General features: G+C 65.3%; 19 protein-coding genes. 9 read left to right on the forward strand and 10 right to left on the reverse strand.

Annotated features, from left to right (window positions below; genetic code table 11):
- Positions 1 to 488: 488 nt before the first annotated feature.
- The 5 genes from AC1DNG_RS00875 to AC1DNG_RS00895 all read right to left on the reverse strand — a co-directional run bounded on the left by AC1DNG_RS00875 (position 489) and on the right by AC1DNG_RS00895 (position 6033).
- The gene (locus tag AC1DNG_RS00875) at positions 489 to 1790 is read right to left on the reverse strand and encodes a wax ester/triacylglycerol synthase domain-containing protein (RefSeq protein ID WP_476886409.1); all 1302 of its coding nucleotides are present in this window, start codon (positions 1788 to 1790) and stop codon (positions 489 to 491) included.
- Between the two features lie 262 nt (positions 1791 to 2052).
- On the reverse strand, positions 2053 to 2601 hold the full coding sequence (locus AC1DNG_RS00880) for a hypothetical protein (protein WP_223916845.1): 549 nt from the start codon (positions 2599 to 2601) through the stop codon (positions 2053 to 2055).
- Positions 2602 to 2603: 2 nt separating this feature from the next.
- Complete coding sequence (locus AC1DNG_RS00885; RefSeq protein WP_223916843.1) at positions 2604 to 3161, reverse strand: hypothetical protein; 558 nt, start codon at positions 3159 to 3161, stop codon at positions 2604 to 2606.
- A gap of 131 nt (positions 3162 to 3292) precedes the next feature.
- The gene (locus AC1DNG_RS00890; RefSeq protein WP_476858359.1) at positions 3293 to 5512 is read right to left on the reverse strand and encodes a transglycosylase domain-containing protein; all 2220 of its coding nucleotides are present in this window, start codon (positions 5510 to 5512) and stop codon (positions 3293 to 3295) included.
- Positions 5513 to 5526: 14 nt separating this feature from the next.
- Positions 5527 to 6033 (reverse strand): LURP-one-related/scramblase family protein, encoded by a 507-nt coding sequence (locus AC1DNG_RS00895; RefSeq protein ID WP_476871662.1) that lies wholly within the window; start codon positions 6031 to 6033, stop codon positions 5527 to 5529.
- Positions 6034 to 6267: 234 nt separating this feature from the next.
- Here AC1DNG_RS00895 and AC1DNG_RS00900 point away from each other — a divergent pair, with 234 nt between their 5' ends.
- The gene (locus AC1DNG_RS00900; RefSeq protein WP_476886410.1) at positions 6268 to 6777 is read left to right on the forward strand and encodes a TetR/AcrR family transcriptional regulator; all 510 of its coding nucleotides are present in this window, start codon (positions 6268 to 6270) and stop codon (positions 6775 to 6777) included.
- 2 nt (positions 6778 to 6779) lie between these two features.
- Here the strand turns inward: AC1DNG_RS00900 and AC1DNG_RS00905 are convergent, their stop codons facing one another.
- Positions 6780 to 7724 carry an alpha/beta fold hydrolase gene (locus AC1DNG_RS00905; protein WP_476886411.1) on the reverse strand — a complete coding sequence of 315 codons (945 nt, stop codon included), beginning with the start codon at positions 7722 to 7724 and terminating at the stop codon, positions 6780 to 6782.
- A 343-nt stretch (positions 7725 to 8067) separates the two neighbouring features.
- On the opposite strand from AC1DNG_RS00905, the gene AC1DNG_RS00910 reads away from it, so the two are divergent.
- Positions 8068 to 9390 carry a right-handed parallel beta-helix repeat-containing protein gene (locus AC1DNG_RS00910; protein WP_476886412.1) on the forward strand — a complete coding sequence of 441 codons (1323 nt, stop codon included), beginning with the start codon at positions 8068 to 8070 and terminating at the stop codon, positions 9388 to 9390.
- Positions 9391 to 9412: 22 nt separating this feature from the next.
- On the opposite strand, the gene nicT is transcribed toward AC1DNG_RS00910, so the two are convergent.
- The gene (nicT, locus tag AC1DNG_RS00915; protein WP_476886413.1) at positions 9413 to 10522 is read right to left on the reverse strand and encodes a Nickel transporter NicT; all 1110 of its coding nucleotides are present in this window, start codon (positions 10520 to 10522) and stop codon (positions 9413 to 9415) included.
- 204 nt (positions 10523 to 10726) lie between these two features.
- Here nicT and AC1DNG_RS00920 point away from each other — a divergent pair, with 204 nt between their 5' ends.
- Positions 10727 to 11242 carry a mycothiol transferase gene (locus AC1DNG_RS00920; protein WP_476886414.1) on the forward strand — a complete coding sequence of 172 codons (516 nt, stop codon included), beginning with the start codon at positions 10727 to 10729 and terminating at the stop codon, positions 11240 to 11242.
- Between the two features lie 12 nt (positions 11243 to 11254).
- A complete protein-coding gene (locus AC1DNG_RS00925) occupies positions 11255 to 12373 on the forward strand; it encodes an aminotransferase class V-fold PLP-dependent enzyme (RefSeq protein WP_476886415.1) in 1119 nt (372 codons plus the stop codon).
- Between the two features lie 50 nt (positions 12374 to 12423).
- Here AC1DNG_RS00925 and AC1DNG_RS00930 read toward each other — a convergent pair whose 3' ends face one another.
- On the reverse strand, positions 12424 to 13464 hold the full coding sequence (locus tag AC1DNG_RS00930; RefSeq protein ID WP_476886416.1) for a Gfo/Idh/MocA family protein: 1041 nt from the start codon (positions 13462 to 13464) through the stop codon (positions 12424 to 12426).
- Between the two features lie 105 nt (positions 13465 to 13569).
- Positions 13570 to 14265: a maleylpyruvate isomerase family mycothiol-dependent enzyme gene (locus tag AC1DNG_RS00935; protein ID WP_476886417.1), complete on the reverse strand. Its 696-nt coding sequence runs from the start codon at positions 14263 to 14265 to the stop codon at positions 13570 to 13572.
- A gap of 47 nt (positions 14266 to 14312) precedes the next feature.
- Here AC1DNG_RS00935 and AC1DNG_RS00940 point away from each other — a divergent pair, with 47 nt between their 5' ends.
- The 4 genes from AC1DNG_RS00940 (at position 14313) to AC1DNG_RS00955 (ending at position 18164) form a co-directional block, all read left to right on the forward strand.
- Positions 14313 to 15494, forward strand: a complete 1182-nt coding sequence (locus tag AC1DNG_RS00940; protein ID WP_476886418.1) for an Ig-like domain-containing protein — start codon at positions 14313 to 14315, stop codon at positions 15492 to 15494.
- 231 nt (positions 15495 to 15725) lie between these two features.
- Complete coding sequence (locus tag AC1DNG_RS00945) at positions 15726 to 16154, forward strand: nuclear transport factor 2 family protein (protein ID WP_476886419.1); 429 nt, start codon at positions 15726 to 15728, stop codon at positions 16152 to 16154.
- Between the two features lie 186 nt (positions 16155 to 16340).
- The gene (locus AC1DNG_RS00950) at positions 16341 to 17312 is read left to right on the forward strand and encodes a dienelactone hydrolase family protein (protein WP_476886420.1); all 972 of its coding nucleotides are present in this window, start codon (positions 16341 to 16343) and stop codon (positions 17310 to 17312) included.
- 54 nt (positions 17313 to 17366) lie between these two features.
- Complete coding sequence (locus AC1DNG_RS00955) at positions 17367 to 18164, forward strand: glycoside hydrolase family 16 protein (RefSeq protein WP_476886421.1); 798 nt, start codon at positions 17367 to 17369, stop codon at positions 18162 to 18164.
- Positions 18165 to 18173: 9 nt separating this feature from the next.
- Here the strand turns inward: AC1DNG_RS00955 and AC1DNG_RS00960 are convergent, their stop codons facing one another.
- Positions 18174 to 18512, reverse strand: coding sequence for a hypothetical protein (locus tag AC1DNG_RS00960; RefSeq protein ID WP_476858371.1), 339 nt, complete (start codon positions 18510 to 18512; stop codon positions 18174 to 18176).
- Between the two features lie 304 nt (positions 18513 to 18816).
- On the opposite strand from AC1DNG_RS00960, the gene AC1DNG_RS00965 reads away from it, so the two are divergent.
- Positions 18817 to 19470, forward strand: coding sequence for an aspartate/glutamate racemase family protein (locus AC1DNG_RS00965; RefSeq protein ID WP_476886422.1), 654 nt, complete (start codon positions 18817 to 18819; stop codon positions 19468 to 19470).
- The last annotated feature ends 84 nt before the right edge of the window (positions 19471 to 19554 follow it).

A 19554-nucleotide genomic window follows, 5' to 3' on the forward strand; every position in this document is an offset into this window, starting at 1 on the left:
CACGGTCATGCGGTGTGCGCTTGCGACATGCACCGTCACGGTCCGTCCTGCGACTCGCGTTCCGGAGGCATGGTCGCTGCGGTGGCCGCAGCCGGTTCCGCCGGACGTTTTCCGGTGGCACTCCAGCTGGTGAGGAAGTCGAGCTGGCAAAGAGGGCGCGGCCCGAATGCCTGAAGTTATGGCCCGGTTGCGGGCAGGACACCCAGTCCATCGATTAGGGTCGGGGCATGACCTTGAGCTTGGACGGCCCGCCGGACATTCGTGAGCAGGAATGCTCCTGTTGCGCATGTCTACCGGAGGGACACGTCCAAGAGCCCCTGGACCGGGCGGATGACACACGATGGCGCCAGCCCGGGTTTTTGGACAAAGGTCCGTAAACGCCTGGAAATACGCCGTTAGCCAGAGCCCGGTCAGTCTCTTAGGATCCCACCCGCGGAGAATGCGCCGAACCGTCGGCTCTTCATGACCGGATATTCTCGGGTCGAAGCTTATGAAGGCCCGGTCACCATCAGAGCTTCAAGTGCGCTGGAAAGTTCGTCACGCAGTCCTGTCAGGTCCGGGCAAGTCCCGGGATCGGCGATTGTGGTGATGGTCAGCGTGCCGGCGTAGGAGAAGACTGCAAAGGCAACCGTTACGTTACCGCTGATCGCTCCGAGTGGAATGATCCCGGTTACCGGCCTGCCCGCGATCGCCAGGGCGCGTTCGGGCCCCCGCAGGTTCGTGACGAATGTATGGACAAGGTGTTGGTGGTCTATGACGAAGCGGTAGGCGCCAAGGTGCGCTGCGGCCCGGGATATGGGGCCGATGATTGCAGTGGAGGCCCCGGGAGGCCGCTGCTTGACACTCCTCATCGTTGCGGCAACAGTTGCCACCCGTCCCTTGGCCGGACCGACCGCGGGAACGGTCACCGGGATGATGCCGCTCCGGTTCCCCAGATAGGTGATTGTCGTGTGGCGGCGTGCCGAAAACAGCACAGAGATGACGAACTCTTCGACATATTCGCCCCGTGCCAGGAGCAGGCGGTGCAGGGCGGTCGCGACGGCGGTGAGGATGAGATCATTGACGGTCGCTCCCTGCATGTGCGCGGCGTCTCTGACGGCCTCCATGTCGCAGCGGAGGACGGCAAGCGTCCGTTGCGGACCTGTCGGGCGGTTGAGTGAGGTGCGGGCAGCCCGGGGTTTGCCCGTCTGCCGCAGTTCGGAGGCTCCGGCGGCTGCGGTCCGCAGTGCGGCCGGGAGCCGGGCCAGTGCGTTGAATCGGCTCCTTGCAGCATCAAGGGCCAGGTAGAGCGCCGAGTATGGAATCTCTGGCTCCCGGCGACCGTCCCACCCGGCTTCCGCGGCTGCCAGGGCCTCCAGGACGGCGAGGCCCCCAATTCCATCTGTGAGGACATGATGGAAAACGAAAACAAGCGCTGACCGGTCCTGGCTCACGCCGGTGATGAGCTTGGCTGACCAGAGAGGACGGTCGCGGGACAGCGGCGCAGCGAGCATTTCGGCTGCGATGTTGAGCACGGCTTCCTCACCGCCGGGCGCCGGACAGGCGATCACGCCCAGATGGTGTGCCGGATCAAAGCCGGAATCATCCGCCCAAATGGGCCGCCCGCAGCCGAAGGGGACAGAGACCAGCCGCTGGCGCAGCCGGGGGACAGCGCCGAGCCGACGGGCCAGTGCTTCCAGGAGGGGTGCCGAATCGTCGCTGCCGTCCGTGCTGAGCATGAGGATGGCCCCGACTTGCATTGGCGCTGAGCCGATGTCCGCGTCCAGGGACATCATGTCCTCGGCGCTCACCCGGTCAACATGTTGTCTTGGCGTCATTTTCGGTCCCCGGAACCAGATCTCTGAATTCTCTGCACTCCTGGGAGGGAAGAAAACAGCAACCCACAAGTTGCTGAGCAGAGACAGCCTGCGACCCGACGTGGTCGTCATGTCCTCACTGTTGGGTCTTTGGGGCCCAGACGCTAGGGCAGAACGTCCCGCTTGCCCGCCATAGCCGAAGAGCCACCAGCGGCGCTGGATGATTTGGAGCAACGACGGCGGCAGGCTCCCGCCGCTAGGACGCTTTCGCGCTGGTGGTACCGGGGCCGGCGTTGACTGCTGCCGCCACCAGGCGGTCGAAGCTGGCGGTTCCGTTCTCCGGAGGCACAACCGTGAACACCGCAACCCATTTCTCGGGGGCATGTTTCTCCAGCGTTGACGCCCGGGCCACATGCAGGTTCAGCCCGGGTACGCCGCTGACAAGGAGCGGAAGCTGCTCGCCGGTCTTGGTCATGTGCCGGAATTGCCTGACCGACAATTGGTCACCCGGGCTGCTCGTGACCTCTGCGAGGGTGTCATTGATCCTCTTGGTCAGCCCCCGCATGAAGCGCTGCTGGGCCATGACCGTGCGCACTGTCAGGAGCGCGGCGAAGAAGAGGGTGAACAAAACCAGGGCACCGAAACTTCTCAGGAAGGGCAGAAAGATCATCAGGAACAGGCACAGGATCAGCCCCAAAATACTCGACATGATGAACTTGAAGACGGGGTTTTCGCCCGGTTTCTTTGACCAGCGAACGAGGGCGACGATGTCCTTCCTGGGCTGATCGCGCCGTGAAATTTCCATGATTAGTACCCCTTCACTTCCATGAGCGCTTCGGCCAGGATGATTGCCTCGCGTGCCTCCTTGAGATCGCCCAGCAACCCCATGTCGGGAATGGCTCCTTTGGCCGCGGTGGAGCCGGCGATTTCGGAAAAGATGCTGCTCAACTTTTCGCGGTCCTGTGACAGCATCCGGGACGACGTCAGCTTAATTCTGCTCAGCTCAAGCTCCAGCAGTGACTTGTCGATGGCCTCACGACGCCCTTGCATGACCGCCAGCTTCTCGGTGACACGCTGGACACGGCCGCGGAGCATTGATTCCATCTTTCCTGCCACGACGTGGAGCTCGCACAGCGCGGTGTACGACTGCGGGGACCCGGAGTGAACGGCGAGCTGCTCACCGACGTAATGGCGCCGTCGTTCCCATTTCCGGACGGCGGACTCAGATGGTCCCAAGAGGAGGGAAACGGCTGCCAGTGCTTTGTCCAGCGACGCGGCCCGGGTGCTCAGGCTGCTGGTGGCGGCGTCCAGCCTCGACAGGAACGCGTCGTAGTTGTCGTGGGGCTGGGCGCTATCGGGATTCATGAGCCACCCGCGCGCGGTGGCGCGATTCCCCTCGCCGGAAATTGGCCCCGTCTCCCATGGCAAGAGGATAGAGGCTCGGGGCCCCGTTGGCATAGAGTGCGGTTTTGGATCCGGAGCATTTCGGGCCAGTGTCAGCGACACAACGCACCACTAACACCGGGGAAGCACGGCGTGCGGGTCGTCGGGGGCGTGCGGCTCGCGGAGGGCGTCCGGGTCATGGACTCCGGCGGCGCCGGGAAGGGGGCGGTGGGGTAGTAACGGGCGACCTGTCGCATGTAGTTCGCCCACTGCGGGCCGGCGAGCATGTAGCCGTCAATGGCCTTGTAGAACTTGCCGTTGATGGTGATGTTCTGCCCGGGCCTCTTCTGGCCCTCCAGGGCGTCGCCGAAGAAGGAAGCCGTAGCGAGGCCGCTTGTGTAGCCCACCACCCAGGTGGCGCCATTGGTATTGGACGTGCCTGTCTTGGCCGCGACCGGGAACCGCTCCTGGACCTTGGGCTTGATGTAAACGCCGGACCCGCGTTTCAGCACGTCCTGCAGCACGGCGTTCACTCCGCGGGCGACCTCGGGCTTGATCGCCTTGTGACAGGAGCTGGTCTCGGCCGGCAGTTTCTGTCCCGCCGCGTCGTTCACTGCCGAAATGGCAATCGGCGTGCAGTAGGTTCCGTCGTTGGCAAAGGTGGCAAACGCGTTGGCCAGATGGAGAGGCGCCACGCCAATGGCGCCCAGCAGATTGCCCAGCTGGTGCATGTTGATTTGGGCGTTGTCCACGCCGCTGTGGAGCCCGGCGGCATCGACCATCTTCTGGATGCCGCAGAAGTCGAGTTGCGCGGCCTCGGCGAAGGTGGCGGTGTTGATGGAGTTATACAGCCCGTAGTCCACGCGCATGCGGCGGTAGTACCCGGCGTCGTTGTTCTGGAGGTCGTCCGCCGCGCCGAGGCTCTTCTGGCTGGTGCTGTAGGCCCCGAGCACCCTGCCGCAGCTTGATCTCCAGCGGAACCCGAGCGGATAGGAGCGCCGGGACGCGTCCACCATGGCGGAAAGGGATTTGCCCTCGTTGAGCCATTCGGCAAACGTGAACGGTTTCATGGTGGAGCCGGGCTGGAACCCGCCGGCGCCGTTGAGGTCGTTGCCGTTGGCGTCCTTGGAATCGACGTTGAAGTTCAGTTGCGTGTCGAATTTGCCAGGTGCCGGGAGAAACACGGTGTTTTGCGCCATCGCCAGGATCTTGCCGGTGCCGGGTGCGATGGAGACCATCGCGGCGCCCCACTTGTCCGGGTTGGCCCCGGCCGTGGCATCGACCTGCGCCTGCGCGGCCACTTGGAGCCGGCTGTCCAGGGTGGTGGTGATGGTCAGGCCGCCGCGGAACAGCTTCCGCTCGCGTTCGGCAATATCCGCGCCGTAGGCCGGATTGTTGAGAATGAGGTGGGAGACGTAGTCGCAGAAGTACGGTGCCATTTCCGCGCCGGCGCATCCCTGCCTCCCGGGGGTGATCTTGAGATCCACCGGGGCGGCCACGGCCGCTTCGTGCTGCGCTTGGGTGATGGCGCCATAGCTGAGCATCTTGGCGAGAACCTGGTTGCGCCGCTGGACGGCGTTTTCCGGATGGACGTCAGGATTATAGAAGCTGGGGCTGTTCACGAGGCCGGCCAGCAGGGCAGCCTGTGGCAGGGTGAGGTCCTTGGCAGTGGTGTTGAAGAAGTAGCGGGACGCAGCTTCGATGCCGTAGGCGTCCCGGGCGAAAAACACGATGTTCAGGTACCCCTCCAGGATCTGGTCCTTGGTGTATTTCTTCTCCAGTTCGACGGCGAGCCTCATCTCGCGGATCTTGTCGGCCATGCTCTTTTGCCCGTTGAGGACAATCTGGTCGCCCTTGTCCGCCGACACGAGGGATTCATTGAGCACGTTGGTGACGTACTGCTGGGTCAGGGTGGAGGCACCCTGCCTTCCGCCGTTGGTCAGGTTGGACACCAGCGCCCGGAGAATCCCCTGGGGGTCAATGCCGGCATGTTCGTAGAATCGCCGGTCCTCGATCGCGACGATCGCGTCCTTGATGTACGGGGACATTTGGTCGAGCCGGACCTTCACGCGGTTTTCAGCATAGAAGGTGGCGATCGGTTTCCCGTCGGCGGTGAGCACCCTGGTCGATTCCGACGGCGGATCAACAGTCAGTTCCGAGGGGAGGCTGTTGAACAATTTGATCGAGTCGCTGACGGCGACGCCGGTCGCGGCCACGGTGGGCACCAGAAGGCTGGCGGCCAGGACGCCGCACACCGCGCTCGCCGTCAGGAACCCGAATAGCCTCCACAGGGTCGTGGCTACTAGGGATCCGGTGCTTTTCCTGGGCGACATGCTGCCTGGACAGGCTAGGTCAATGAGTCGATGGCGACGGTGATCGCCAGGAGGAGCGGGACGTCCTCGCCGCCCGCGACTTCGACGCCGTAGGACTCGCGCACGCGGAACCACTTCTTGGAGATCGTGGCGACCGTATGACCGTCGCGCTCGATCTCGTACTCGTGATCGACGATGTTGCCGTGCGCCTTCATGTCAGGGCCGTCCTTCACGTCGATCGAGAAGCGGTCGCGGAGCCCTACCAAGGCCTTGTGGACCGTCGCGGCGGTGTCGCCCCCGCGCTCGATTTCGACCTTGTCCCGGATCGAGAGCTTGCGCTCCTGGATGCGGGCCACCTCGTTTCCCGAGGCGTCCTCCAAAACGAACGTGTCCCGGATTCGGACCGCCTTGCCGTTGACCTTGTAGGCGCGTTGGCCGTGGCTGTCTTCGATCCAGAAGTCGTCCCCGATCGACAGCAGTTTCTCGCGCATCTGAAACCGCTCGCCCATGGGTTCGTCATGCCGGTGCCGCAATAGTCCCATGCCCTGACCATAGGACCGCTCCGCCGGCCGGCACCTCACCCGAACCGGATGGTCCGGGCGGCTGACCTGTCCCCGCTGGTAACCTGAACATCATTGTTTGAGTAGTTGAATGGGCTGGGAGGGCCGGTGCCGGGAGTGCAGAAAGAACGCACCAAGCGGGCGGACGCCGTCCGGAACAAAGATGCCATCATTGACGCCGCGTTGACACGCCTCAGTGACAATCCCGGTGCAAGCATGGCTGAAATTGCTCGGGTTGCGGGGGTGGGCAGGGTGACCCTCTACGGCCACTTCGCAGATCGGAAGGACCTGGTTGGCGCGGTGTTCGAGAGGGCCATGGACCGCGCCGAGGCCGAACTCGCCGCTGTAGACATCGAGCAAGACACCTGGAACTCCCTGCAGGAGATCGTCCAGTCATCCTGGCGGGTCCTCCATCAATTCAACGCGCTTTTGGCGGCGGCCGAACCATACCTCTCAGCCGACCAAATCAGGGCTCACCACGACAAGCCGCTGGCCAGGGTGATGTCGGTGCTGGAAAAGGGCAGGAGTGAGGGGATCTTCCGTACCGATCATTCACTCACGTGGCAGGCCGCCTGCTTCTACGCCATCCTCCACAGCGCGGCGGCCGAAATCCGGGCGGAACGACTGGATGAGGTCGCGGCGGCAAAGATCCTTCCGTCGACGATCCGGGCCCTCCTGGTCCCGCCGGACCTGCCGGACCTGCCGACCGATAAGTCTCTCCACTAGATCTACCGGGTGCCGCCGTGGCGCAGGAACTCGGTGATCTTCGTTGCCATGGCCTTGGACTGCGTCCAGTGCAGGTAGTGCTCGCCCCCAAGGACCACCAGCTCGTGGCGCCGTACGTTGGCCAGCTGCCGTTCGTGCGCGCCGTACCAGTCAGGCTGCTGGTTCATCGTGTCCTGTGAAAGGAAGTAGAGCACCGGAAGTGCGTCGGGGTAGCGGAGATCCTGGAGCTTGGCGGCATTCTCGCCCATCCGGAGAGTTTCATCAGTGACTGCCGGGTTGCCGAAGTTCCAGCTCGTTATCTGACGCATTTGTTGGCGTTCTGCTGCCGTGAAGCTGCCGCCGCCGGGTTCTCCAAAACCCAGCGCCGTGGCCCAGCGGACCAGGCCTGTGGTCGACGGTGCGTGCGCCCACCAGTAGTCCGCTGCAGGAGCCTCGGCGGGGTCGGTGGTTTCGCCTACGGACATCCTGCTGGCCGGAACGGTGGGGTCGATGCCGATAACGGCGGACACCTCCGCTGGATACTTGTTCGCGTAGTACAGCGTGGAAAAGCCGGCGATCGAGTGGCCCATGAGAGTGTATGGCGCCCTGATGCCGAGCTGTGACAGCACTTTATGAAGTTCTTCGGCGATGTTTTCAACGGTCCTTGGCCGGGCAGTCATGTCGCTTAAGCCGTAGCCGAATCCCTCAACAACCACTGTTCGGAAGCCGCGCATTTCCCGGACCAGGGGGGCAAAATCGAGCCCCGGGGCAGGGGTCCCGAGTCCACTGAGCAGCACGACCGTCGGCCCGGTCTCGCCGGTGCGGGTGACATTGATGGTTCCCTCATTGAGGTGAACCATTTCGCCGTATGCGACCGTGTGGGACTTTTCGATCTGTTCCAGGATGAGATTGGCCGACGTCGAGGCGGCGAGCAAGCCGGCAATGCTCAGCGCCACCACCCTCGCCATGCGATGGCCCCGCCTCCACCGACGCTTGCGGGGCGGATTGTCCAGGACTGGGAGGGTAGGGCGCGGCATCATGGCAAGACTCCAGGACGAAGGAACTGAGGTAGGCGGTGCGACGTCTCCGCGCTGGGACCGGTCCGGTCAGGCACTTTTGTTGACCAAATAAATCATACAGCGCTGTTCGAGATAAAGCTCTGGTTGATCATGCCCAAGCTTTTTACAACCCCCGCCCACTAGGGTCGGCGGATGACCTAAGCCCGCGTCTCGACTCATGGCCGCAGCCGGAGCGGACATACTCAAGGTCGCGGAGCTCTCCTCCTCTGACCATCAAACCGCGAGGATCGCCATGAGAATCAACTCCGTTCGCGCAGCCGTAACCACCCTGATCCTGACGGCCGGCTGGTTGGCGGTGGGCCTCCCGGCGCCGGCCCAGGCCGCGGGCACTACGTACTTCGTCAGTGCCTCGGGGAGTGACACCAATCCGGGAACCTCCAGCGCTGCGCCGTGGAAGTCACTGTCGAAGGTCAACTCGATCGTCCTCAAGCCCGGCGACACGGTCAGTTTCCGCAGGGGCGACACCTGGGCCGGAGGCATTGTGACCACCCAGAGCGGAACCGAGGCCGCACCCATCACCTTGATCGGCTACGGGACCGGCAATGCCCCGACGATTACCGGCGGCAAGTCTGGAAACTGCATCAGGATCAACGGCAACTTCACCACCGTTGACGGACTTCGGGGCGTCTCCTGCGGCTACGCGGGCATCAGCGTCACCGGCGACCGCAATACGGTCCGGAATTCCAGTGCCTCCAACAACGCTGTCGGCATCAAGGCGGGGACCGGGTCTGACTTCGGGAAATACACCGGCAACGTCCTGACCAGCAACAACGTCATGAACGTCCTGACGCAGGGCACGAACTGCGGGACACCCCGGGCCGTGAACTGCAATGACGACTCGGGCGCTTCCGGCGTGCTGATCAACGGCAACGACAACGAACTTTCCGGCAACACGGTCAGCGGCTCTACTGCGTTTTCCTACGATTACACCCGCGACGGCGGTTCTTTCGAAATCTACAACGGCAGCCGGAACTACATCCATCACAATGTGTCCTTGGACAACAACAACTTCTCCGAGATCGGAAGGTCCTCCGGGACGGCCGACGGCAACACCTACCGCTACAACCTGGTCCGGTCGACCTGTGGTGCCAACTGTGCCCAGGCCAAGGGCTTGATCGCCCGCGGTGCAGGGACGTCCTTCGGGCCGACGAACGGCACAGTCTTCGAATTCAACACCGTGTATCTGAACGGGCCGCAGTCCCAGGCCGTTGTCTGCCATGCGGGCTGCCCTGCATCGACCGTGATCCGCGGCAACATCCTGGCGGGCGTCAGGAACTCCTTGTGGATCAACGGCTCGGGTTGGACCGAGAACCAGAACGTCCTCAATGGCCCGGTCAACTTCGTACCGAACAGCACGTCCACCACTGCGTCTGCGCGCTTCGTGAACGCACCGGCCGATCTCCGCCTGACCGGCACCAGCCCGGCCATCGACCGCGCCGGAACGAGCCTGTCCGCCGTCGACCTCGCCGGAAGTCCGGTGCCCCAGGACGGGGACTGCAACGGGACGGCCGCTGCCGATTCGGGGGCCTACGAGTTCGACTCGCCCAGCTGCTGACCTACGTTCCGCCCGCATCGGCTCAGCTGGTGCCGGCGTGGCTCCAGCGCTGCTCGATCCGGCCCAATTTCCAGACGGCGAGCGCGATCAGCCAGATGATGACGAAGAGTCCGACGACGATGTACCCGACGTTTTCGAGGTCCAGCGAACCGATGGCGGCCGCCGGCCCCGATTCGAGTCCCAGTTTGTCCGCCACGAGCCCAAGCAGCACGGTGACACCGACCACCAGCGCCACAATCACCGAGAGCACCGTGACTGTGAGGTTGTAGAAGACCTTGCGGACCGGCTTCAGGAACGCCCACCCATAAGCCCGGGACATGAACACGCCGTCGGCGGTGTCGAAAATGCTCATTCCGGCGGCGAACAGCACCGGCAGGACCAGGATGGCGTACCAGGGCAGGGAGAAGGCCGCGGAACCGGCGGCGAGCACGAGCAGGGCTACCTGGGAGGCGGTGTCGAATCCCAGGCCCATCAGCAGGCCGACGGGATAGATGTGCCATGGCGTGGTGATCCGCCGGATGGTTCCGCCGAGGAGCCTTGCCAGGAAGCCCCGGTTGTTGAGCTGGTGCTCAAGCTCAGCCTCGTCCAGTTCCCCGGTCCGCATCCCGCGGAACACCCGGGCGATGCCGACCACCGAGACGAGGTTCATCAGACCGACCAGGATCAGGAACGTTCCAGCCACGACGCTTCCCACCAGTCCCAGCGTCTGCACCAGCGCCGAGTCCCCGTCCTGCACGGTGCCGGCCATGGCCCTCGCGCCGAGGGCCAGGAGCAGCGCCGCGCCGAACACCACGGTGGAATGGCCCAGCGAGAACCAGAAGCCCACCCCCAGCGCGGCCTTTCCCTCGCCGACCAGCTTGCGGGTGGTGTTGTCGATGACGGCGATGTGGTCGGCGTCGAACGCGTGCCGCACCCCCAGCAGAAAGGCGGTAACGCCCAGCCCCACCCCGTACACGCCGGAGCGGCCCAGCGCGAAGTTCTGCGGAGCCACGGCCAGGGTCAGCACACTCCAGCCGACCACGTTGAGCAGGAGGACGAAGCCGGTGATGCCGGCGAGATGGAACTTGTCCCGGCGTTCCCAGCGACTGGACGTCGCCCGAACCGGCTGCGCTACAGGCAACAAGTTGCTCATAATCCGTAAGGGTAGGCGCGGGGGTCGCCGCTGCCAAGACCTCGCGGACTGCGGAACTGCGCGTGGCCGTGTTGCCCCCGTCATCGTCTCCGCGTGCGCCGTTGACACGGCGACGCCCGGCCCTATCCGCCGGTGCGGCCTCCATGCAAGCATGGGGATCACCGATCATGCAAGTACTTCGATCATGCACAGGGAGGGGACTCGATGAAATCCAATGAACTGCTGCTGGATGCCTTCGGCCGGATCCGTGAGACGGTGGCCGCGGCCCTGGCCGGGGTTGATGATGCCACCCTGCTCCGACGGCCCGGAGTCAACGGGAATTCAATGGCCTGGCTCATCTGGCACCTCAGCAGGGTCGAGGACGCGCAAGTCGCCTCCGCCGCGGGCCTGGACCAGGTGTGGACCTCGGAGGGGTTTGCCGCCCGCTTCGGCCTGCCGCTCTCCAAGCGGGACACCGGCTACGGCCATACGAGCGGCCAGGTGGACGCGGTGCAGGCACCGCCGGAACTGTTGCTCGAATACTACGAAGCCGTCCACCGGCAGACCGTGAATTTCCTGGAGCACCTCGGCGACGACGACTTCGACCGCATCGTCGATACCCGCTGGGACCCGCCCGTCACCCTCGGGGTGCGGCTGGTCAGCACGATTGCCGACTGCCTCCAGCACGTGGGGCAGGCGGCCTACGCAAAGGGCCTGGACTTAGCGCGCGGGCACGGCTAGGCGGTCCGTGCCATGCAGGCGGCCGAAATTCGCGGACTCTTCCCGGGGCTACAGGAAACCATCTATCTCAACACCGCCTCGATGAACGTCGGCTGTGCACCCGCCCGCGAGGCGTACGAGCTGGCCGTCAAGCGATGGTCCGCCGGCAGGTTCGACTGGATGGATGCCGAGCGGGCAGGGGAGGAGGCCCGCACCATGTTCGCGGAGATCGTCGGGGCGACGGCGGGGGAGATCGCGATCGTCCCGGCCGTGAGCTCCGCCGCCGGGATAGTGGCCGCCAACCTGCCGCCGGCGAAGCGCGGCGAGAACGTCGTGGTTGCCGGGAACGAATTCGCCTCGAACTACTACCCCTGGCTCCTGCTCCGGAACCGCGGTTACGAGGTCCGCGCTGTGGCACCGGGCGGGGACGGCGTGACGGCCGAGGAATTTGGCCAGGCGGCCGACGGCGGCACCCGCCTGATCGCCGTGAGTGCCGTCCATTCGGCCAACGGCTACCGGGCGGACCTGGCCGCGCTCAGCCGGGTCGCGGCCCGCTCCGGCGCCTGGTTCTTCGTCGACGCCTGCCAGGCCGCGGGCGCGGTGCCCCTGGATGTGGTGCGCGACGGCGTGGATTTCCTGGCCGCCGCGAGCCACAAGTTCCTGCTCGGCTCCAGGGGCATGGGCTACCTCTATGTCCGCAGCGGACTGCTTGACCGGATCCAGCCCGTCGGTCCCGGCTGGAAGGCCGCGCGCAACCCGGCCGGGAGCTTCTACGGACCGGCCATGGACCTCTCACCCACGGCCTCGAAGCTCGACGCCTCCTTGGCCTGGTTTCCCGCCCTGGCCGAGCAGGCGGCGCTCGGCATCTTCCGCAGGTTTGGCATCGGGGCCTTGCTCGATCGCAACGCCCGGCTCGCCCTTCACCTTCAGGAGGCCCTGGCGGCGCAGGGCTCCTCGTTCCGGCCGTTCGCCGAGCAGCACCGCTCCACGATCTTCTCCGTGCCGGTGACAGACACTGAGGCGGTCCTGGCGCGGTTCCGCCAGGCCAACGTGGTGGCATCGGTCCGGGAGGGCAGAATCCGGCTGGCGGTACATTTCTACAATCTGGATGAAGAACTCGATCGCGTGGCCGGGCTGATCGGGCGAGGGTGAGCGGCGGCCGTGCCTCCTCATGGAAAACTGGGGCCGCCGCAGGACCGGTACTAGGCGCGCCCGTGGTCCTTGTCGTCGCTGGCGTAGGCGAGGCCGATCTGGCGCCGAACTTCGTCCATGGCCTCCATGACCTGAACGCTCTGCCGGGGCGGCAGGATGTCGTTGGCAACGGAGCCGGCCGCAATGAGCCGCTCCATTTCCCGCGCCTGGTATTGCATGCCGCGGCCGGTGACGGGTTCATCGAATCGCTCGACGATGTTTCCGTCGGCGTCATACCTGGTGAAGGCCGACGGCGTGTACCAGACTGACGGGATCTCGATCCGGCCTTCGGTTCCGATGATCGAGGCCTGGTTTGGTCCTGCCGTGTCCAGCGCGCAGTGCAGCACGGCCTGCTGCCCGTCACCGTATTCGAAGATCATCGCGGTCTGCCGGTCAACTCCGGTTTCAGTCATGCTGGCCGCTGCCCGGATCCCGGTCGGCGCCCCGAAGACGTCGAAGGCGAAGGAGACGGGGTAGATGCCCAGGTCCAAGAGCGCTCCGCCGCCCAGCGCCGGGTCGTTGAGGCGGTGCGCCGGATCCTTGGGCAGATTCTGGTTGTGGTCAGCGATCACTGTGCGGACCTCGCCCAGGGCGCCGGACCGAATCAGCTCACGTATGCGGACCATGTGCGGAAGGTAGCGTGTCCACATGGCCTCAAGGGCGATCAGCCCCTTCGTCTCGGCGAGCTCCACGATCTCCCGGGCCTGCCAGGCGTTCATGGCGAAGGGCTTTTCGATCAGCACGTGTTTACCGGCGTCCAGGGCCAACAGCGCATTCTCGTGGTGGAACGAGTGCGGCGTAGAAACGTAGACAACGTCGACGTCCGGGTCGGCCACGAGGTCCGCGTAGCTTCCATGGGACGTGGGGATCTGAAACCGGGCCGCGAAATCGGTCGCGGATGTCCTGGTCCTGGAGCCGACGGCCTGGACCACTGAGCCGTTGTCGATCAGGTCCGGCGTTTGCAGCCCGGCGATGAACCCGGTGCCGAGAATTCCCCATCTGGCCCGCGGCGTGGAGGGACCTGCGGTGCCGGGTGTGGCGTGCTCTGACATGCGTTTGGGTTCCCTTCGAACATGCGGTCACGAAAGCATCGGGCGGCTCGTGGAGCGTCCACGGCTTCGCGGGACGTGTTCGTATCCTAATCCCGATGCCGGAACTCATGGTGTGAGCGGACCCCGAAGCACACGCAGGGCCGCGGCGGCGTCACCTTCAATGACGGCGTTCTCTGCCAGGTTGGATCGACCCCAAAGACCCAGATACATCACCGGCAACGGGGCGGAAATCAAGGCCACGGCGGCACCAGGTCCCAGTGTCCAGCTGGCGGGCCCTGGCACCTGGAAGGTCACAGCTTTGTCCGGAGGCGGCATCCGGTCCAGTCGCAGCTGCCGCGGCGCGAACATCGCCAGGACCTCGTCGACACCGTCGAGCATGAAATTGTCCGCCAGCACGGGGATCTCCAGGCCAAGCGCCTGGCAGGCGTCGACCAGGTGGATGGCATGTTCGTGGGCCTGCCGCCGAAGCCAGAACCGCGCGGTGCGCGGAGGCGGGCCAAAGGTCCAGCATTCGCTCTCCGGATCAAGGCCCGTCATCGTCTCGAGGAAGGGTGCGGTGCCCGCCAGAAACCAGGCCGCGGCGCCCTCGGCCGTCGGTGCAGGTTCCTGGACAAAGGTGCCCGTCCGGACCACCCCGGCTGCCCACCTCTCGATCGAGCCGAGATGCCCGAAGAGCTGCTCGAGCGTCCAGGCGGGGCACGCCGGAACGGCGCCGGCAAGAGTGTCCCGCGGCTGCCGGGCGAGCGTGCCGAGGTGGTCCAGGGAGTTGGCCAGTTCGGCCAGGAATTGATCGGGCGACATGGGAGGAGCCTAACGCGCCGACCGTTCCAGGCCAGGCGGACGGCACCTTGACGGTCAAAACTGCCGACGGCGAAACCGACCTCCTCGGCATCGGCACGAAGGAGGGCCTGGGCGCGACTCCGGCCACGGTGCAGTTCACCGACGTCCCGACAAAGACGGTCAGCCGGCAGACGGTCAACATCGTCAACACCGGCACCACAGTCGCCAAGATCACCGGCGTCGCGTTGCCGGTCAGCGCACAGCTCAAGGTCGACCCGGCCACGGTGCCGGGCGTGGGGCAGACCATCCAGCCCCTCGCGTCTGTGGCAGTGTCCATGACGTTCAGTCCCACGTCAACGAATCCCGTGACCTATACGCTCGTCGTCACCAGTGAGCGCGGGTCGGTAACCGTGAAGGTGACCGCGACCCCCGGCTCGGGCGCGGCGCACCTGCAGATGCCACGCACCCTGGACTTTGGTGACGTCCCCGTGGGGACCTCCGCCACCAGGGCATTCCAGATCACCAACACCGGCAACGTACCCATGACGATCACCAAGGCGAAGGCGCCGTTGGGGGTCTTTTCAACTACCACCACCATTGCCGAGGGATTGAAGATTCCTGCGGGCGAATCCGCCTTCCAGAGCGTGACTTTCACGCCGACAGCCTTCGGGCAGGCGGGAACTTCGGAAACCTACTACCTGATCACGGCGGACGACGGCCAGGGCGCGTTGAAGGTGATGCTCACCGGGAAGGGCACCGACGACCCCATCGCTGCCTACGCGTGGAAAATCGGCGCGGGCGACCCGCGGTCGTCCCTTGGCCGGTCGCTGACTTTGGAGTATCCCGTTGCTGGAGGGAAGTGCCAGGTCTACGTGAAAGGTGTGGTCTGCTGGTCCCCGGCGACCGGTGCACATTCGGTAGGTGGTGAGGTTTACAAACGCTACAAGGCTGCGTGCGCTGCCGCGGGTGTGCTCGGCTTTCCCACGACCGACGAGAAGGGCTCGACGGACGGAGTGGGAAGATACAACCACTTCACCGGGTCGGGCGGGTCCTCGATTTACTGGATCCCGACGACAGGGGCGCACTATATGCTGGGTGCGATCCGGGCGAGGTGGGCCTCCCTCGGCTGGGAGAGGAGCCGGCTGGGCTATCCGACCCGGGACGAGTATGCAGTTTCTGTCGGCCGGGCCTCGGACTTTCAACGCGGCCGCCTGACATGGAATTCGAGCACCTACAAGGTCACCGGCTAGCGGTGCCCGCGTCAGTTCAGGAATTCCCGGACCGATTGGCGCCTGGACCTCACCGGTCTGGGCCCGATCGGTCCGGACCTGTGCGGCCAGACCTAATCGGTCTGGAACCGGGCGACGGCGGAGGCGTAGATTGACGATGCGGGCTGGCCGGATCCCGGCCCTAGTGGGGGCCCGTTAATGGGCCTGTGCATGAAACAGAGCACGAGCTCCGCCACACCGAGGAGTGATCACATGAGCCAATTTATCCAACGCCTGCTTGCTGCGTTCAATGACCACGACCTTGAGGCAGCGGCCGCGTTGTTCCATGAGTCGTACAAAAGCGTGCAGCCGGTCCACCCGGGCAGGGCATTTGTGGGACGGGCGCAGATGCACGCGAACTGGGCAGCGATGTTCGCTGGCGTTCCCGATTTTCACGCAGAAGTGCTCCGCTCCGTGGACGACGATAATACCACGTGGAGCGAATGGACCTGGGCCGGCACCCGGACTGATGGGCGGCCCTTCGACATGCGCGGGGTGACGATTTTCGAGATCGAGGACGGCCTCATTACGAGCGGAAGACTCTACATGCAAGAGATTGAACGAGGAGATGAGGGCATCGCAGAGGCAGTCCAGACGCTGTCGGGGCGCCGGCCTGCCAGGCCCTCGGAACCCGAGGACTGAAATGGCTGGCCTCAGGCGGCTGGGAGAAGGCTGCGCGCGCGTTTGACCGTTGTGGCCTGGTGCCGGGGCTGCGTCGAGGCGTCGTCGTCGTTGTTGGGAAGTGGCGCCGTCGGGCCGGCCTGTGCAGGACCCTTGCCGGACATCTGACTTCGGAGGAGGATGATCGGCACACTGAGGAGGCCCGCCATGACCCAGCTTGGCAAGTTTGAGAAGTACCTGATTGAGGAATTCTTCGACGACTACCGCTCGGGCGCCATGAGCCAGCATACGTTCACGCGCCGGGTGGCGTTCATCACCGGCAGCATGGCGGCGGCCTCGGCAGCGATGCTCCTGGTGGGCTGCACGCCCGAGGAGGTTCCCCGCAGTACCGATCCCATGCCGACGCCGACGTCGTCCGCGCCGGGGTCCGGCACAGCGTCCGCGGGCGCGGTGCCGGGGGCCAAAAGCCCGTTATCGGTCCCGGAGGGCGCGGCCGGACTGACGACGGCGACCGTGCAATTCGCATCGGGCGGCACCGACATCAGTGGCTATCTCGCACGGCCCGACCACGGGGCCGCCGGACCGGCCGTGCTGGTCTGCCACGAGAACCGCGGGCTGACACCGCATATCCAGGATGTGGCGCGCCGCTTCGCCAAAGCCGGATACGCGGCTCTGGCCCTGGACCTGCTGAGCAGGGAAGGCGGTACCGCGGGCATGGACCCGGATGCTGTCCCGGGAGCACTGACCCAGGCCGGGGCGCAGCGTCACGTTTCCGACTTCACGGCCGGCTTTGACTACCTGAACGCCCAGGACTTCGTTGATCACGGGCGGATCGCCATGAACGGCTTCTGCTTCGGTGGCGGCATCACGTGGCAGTCGGCGACGGCGATCCCGGGCCTGTTGGCGACCTCGGCGTTCTACGGACCCGCGCCTGACCTGGACAAGGTCCCGGCCATCAAGGCGGCCGTCTTCGGCGTCTACGCCGAACTGGACCAGCGGATCACCGGCGCCATGCCGGCGCTCCGGGATGCTCTGGCCAAAACCGGTGTCCGGAACGAGCTCAAGATCTATCCCGGTGTGGACCACGCCTTCCACAATGACACCGGGCCGCGCTACAACCAGGAGCAGGCCACGGCCGCATGGAACGACACGCTCGCCTGGTTTGGCAAGTATGTGTGAAGGCAAGTTTGTCTGAAGCATGGCCCGGACATGTCCCGACCGGATGGAGACTCGATGTTCGCAAACCGCAGGACCGCGGCGTTGAGCGCTGCAGGCGCCTTGGCCCTTGCCGGGTGTGGTGCCGAACCAGTGTCCAGGGAACGGGCGCCGGCGATAGACCGTGCGGCCGCCGTGACGGCCGGGACGCAGGCCGCCGTCTCCGACGGGACGCAGGCCGCCATCGTCCGCGGCTGGGGCCCAGTGGTGGCGGGGGACGAATTCAGTTACGCCGGGCCGCCTGACCCCGCGAAATGGAAGGTCTTCAAGGGGCCGGGGCACGCGGGCAAGGGGATCCGGAGTCCGGATGCGCTGGTTGTAGGCGGCGGGGTCTTGACTGTCAGAGGCGACGCCGCGGGCACCACCGGCGGCATGTCCGCCAGGTTTGCCCAACAGCGGTACGGCCGCTGGGAGGCCAGGATGAAAATTGGCCGGCGGGATCTGCAATATCACCCCGTCCTTATCCTGTGGCCGAACAACAACATCTCGTCCACGTGCGCCGAGATTGACTACGCCGAAGGGAGCGCTGACACCGCCCAAATCAAGTTCTTCCTGCACTACGCCTGCGGTGGCCCGAACTTCCAGACCACCGCGGCCAAGACGATCGACACCACACAGTGGCACAACTATGCGCTCGAGTGGACCCCCGCCGGGATCGAGGGATACGTCGACGGGTCATTGTGGTTTGTGGACACGAACCCGGCGCATCAGCCCACGGTAGGCATGCACCAGACGGTGCAACTGGACTGGTTTCCCAACGGGACGCCCACCAAACCCAGCCAGATGCAGGTCGACTGGATCCGCGTTTACAAGTAAGCGTTGCGCTTACTCGCCCGAGGCAAATTCCGGCCGGAACGGGCCGGCAGCCTCCGACGTCCCTTCGCGGTGCCCGCCCAAAGCCTTCAACGCCGCAAGGTGCTCCAGCAGGGCCCGTTCCGGATGTCCGGGATGCGCAGCCAGCTGCTGGCGCAGCAGCTCCCGTGCGCGGGCTTGTTCCGGGGCACTGTCGTCGAGGACGGCGTCAATGATTCTGGCGGCCTGATGTCGGATTCCGGCGGCAGATGCGGCATGTTCCGCACCGGATACCAGGTTCTCGGGATCCTGTTCTTCGAGGCGTCCTGGAGTGGACGACGGCTCCACCGACATGGCTGTTCCTTTGGTCATCGTTCCGGCTGAGTCCGGAACCGGCCTGCCGCCTTCCCCCAATCCCGGGTACTGTACCCGGGTCCTAAGACGGGCCACCCTGACAAACCTACAACGACGCCGGGCCGCCAACCCCACACGGGAGCGAAGTTTTCGCCAAGTTTCATGCACAAGGCACGGTGACGCTGCCCGCGGAATGCTAACGGCCGCCGGCGCCACGGGGCGTATCCGCTGCAGCGCTTGTGTTGGTCATCTGCCCGAAAAGACGCGGAAATACTCGCCGGGTAGCCTCGCACCAACGAACCCGTTCGAAAGGTAGTACGCCATGCGTGTTGGACTGATCCGGGTGATGACGACGTCGGACCGACGCCTGCTCCACGCCCACGGGAAACTCCTCCAGGAAGCATTCGGATTTACCGTCACATCCCGCTGTATTCCGGACCAGCCGTCCGGCGTCTACGACCAGGCGTCGCTCGAATCTGCGGCCCCCAAGGTCGTCCGCCTGGCGAGGGACATGGCGGGGGACGCTGACGCCCTGATTATCAGCTGCGCCTCCGACCCCGGGCTGGCCGCCACCCGGGCAGCCGTGCATATCCCGGTCATCGGAGCGGGCTCCGCAGCCGCGGCCGCGGCTCTGACCTTCGGCGGCCGGATTGGAGTTTTGGGTCTCGGCGCACACGTACCGGGCCCGATCTCGGATGCACTGGGCGAACGCATGCTGCTCATTGACGGGCAGGGAAGGATCGAAACACCCGACGCCTTCCTCATGCCTGCCGGGATTTTCGACGCCCTCGCCGCGGCCCACATGCTGGTTGACGCCGGCGCCGACATGATCGTCCAGGCCAGCACGGGCCTGAGCAGCATCGGCATGGCGGACGTGCTCCGCCGCCGGCTAGGGGTTCCGGTGATCGACGCCGTGACGGCAGCCGGTTCGATGCTGGTCTCAGCGGTAGCCGCCCGGGAACTTCAAGGGGTTTGAGTCCTGCCGCCTGTAGCGGCGCGTCCTTGGCCAACACCAAGGCAGCCCCGCGCCGCAGTACGGCGCGGGGCTGCCTGGCGATTT

It is taken from the genome of Arthrobacter sp. 01T425 (assembly GCF_056398725.1).

Coding starts and splice junctions, on each gene's coding strand:
- AC1DNG_RS00880 (WP_223916845.1), bottom strand. CDS start 2,601: ATGGAAATTTCACGGCGCGATCAGCCCAGGAAGGACATCGTCGCCCTC.
- AC1DNG_RS00885 (WP_223916843.1), bottom strand. CDS start 3,161: ATGAATCCCGATAGCGCCCAGCCCCACGACAACTACGACGCGTTCCTG.
- AC1DNG_RS00890 (WP_476858359.1), bottom strand. CDS start 5,512: ATGTCGCCCAGGAAAAGCACCGGATCCCTAGTAGCCACGACCCTGTGG.
- AC1DNG_RS00895 (WP_476871662.1), bottom strand. CDS start 6,033: ATGGGACTATTGCGGCACCGGCATGACGAACCCATGGGCGAGCGGTTT.
- AC1DNG_RS00900 (WP_476886410.1), top strand. CDS start 6,268: ATGGCTGAAATTGCTCGGGTTGCGGGGGTGGGCAGGGTGACCCTCTAC.
- AC1DNG_RS00905 (WP_476886411.1), bottom strand. CDS start 7,724: ATGGCGAGGGTGGTGGCGCTGAGCATTGCCGGCTTGCTCGCCGCCTCG.
- AC1DNG_RS00910 (WP_476886412.1), top strand. CDS start 8,068: ATGAGAATCAACTCCGTTCGCGCAGCCGTAACCACCCTGATCCTGACG.
- nicT (WP_476886413.1), bottom strand. CDS start 10,522: ATGAGCAACTTGTTGCCTGTAGCGCAGCCGGTTCGGGCGACGTCCAGT.
- AC1DNG_RS00920 (WP_476886414.1), top strand. CDS start 10,727: ATGAAATCCAATGAACTGCTGCTGGATGCCTTCGGCCGGATCCGTGAG.
- AC1DNG_RS00925 (WP_476886415.1), top strand. CDS start 11,255: ATGCAGGCGGCCGAAATTCGCGGACTCTTCCCGGGGCTACAGGAAACC.
- AC1DNG_RS00930 (WP_476886416.1), bottom strand. CDS start 13,464: ATGTCAGAGCACGCCACACCCGGCACCGCAGGTCCCTCCACGCCGCGG.
- AC1DNG_RS00935 (WP_476886417.1), bottom strand. CDS start 14,265: ATGTCGCCCGATCAATTCCTGGCCGAACTGGCCAACTCCCTGGACCAC.
- AC1DNG_RS00945 (WP_476886419.1), top strand. CDS start 15,726: ATGAGCCAATTTATCCAACGCCTGCTTGCTGCGTTCAATGACCACGAC.
- AC1DNG_RS00950 (WP_476886420.1), top strand. CDS start 16,341: ATGACCCAGCTTGGCAAGTTTGAGAAGTACCTGATTGAGGAATTCTTC.
- AC1DNG_RS00955 (WP_476886421.1), top strand. CDS start 17,367: ATGTTCGCAAACCGCAGGACCGCGGCGTTGAGCGCTGCAGGCGCCTTG.
- AC1DNG_RS00960 (WP_476858371.1), bottom strand. CDS start 18,512: ATGACCAAAGGAACAGCCATGTCGGTGGAGCCGTCGTCCACTCCAGGA.
- AC1DNG_RS00965 (WP_476886422.1), top strand. CDS start 18,817: ATGCGTGTTGGACTGATCCGGGTGATGACGACGTCGGACCGACGCCTG.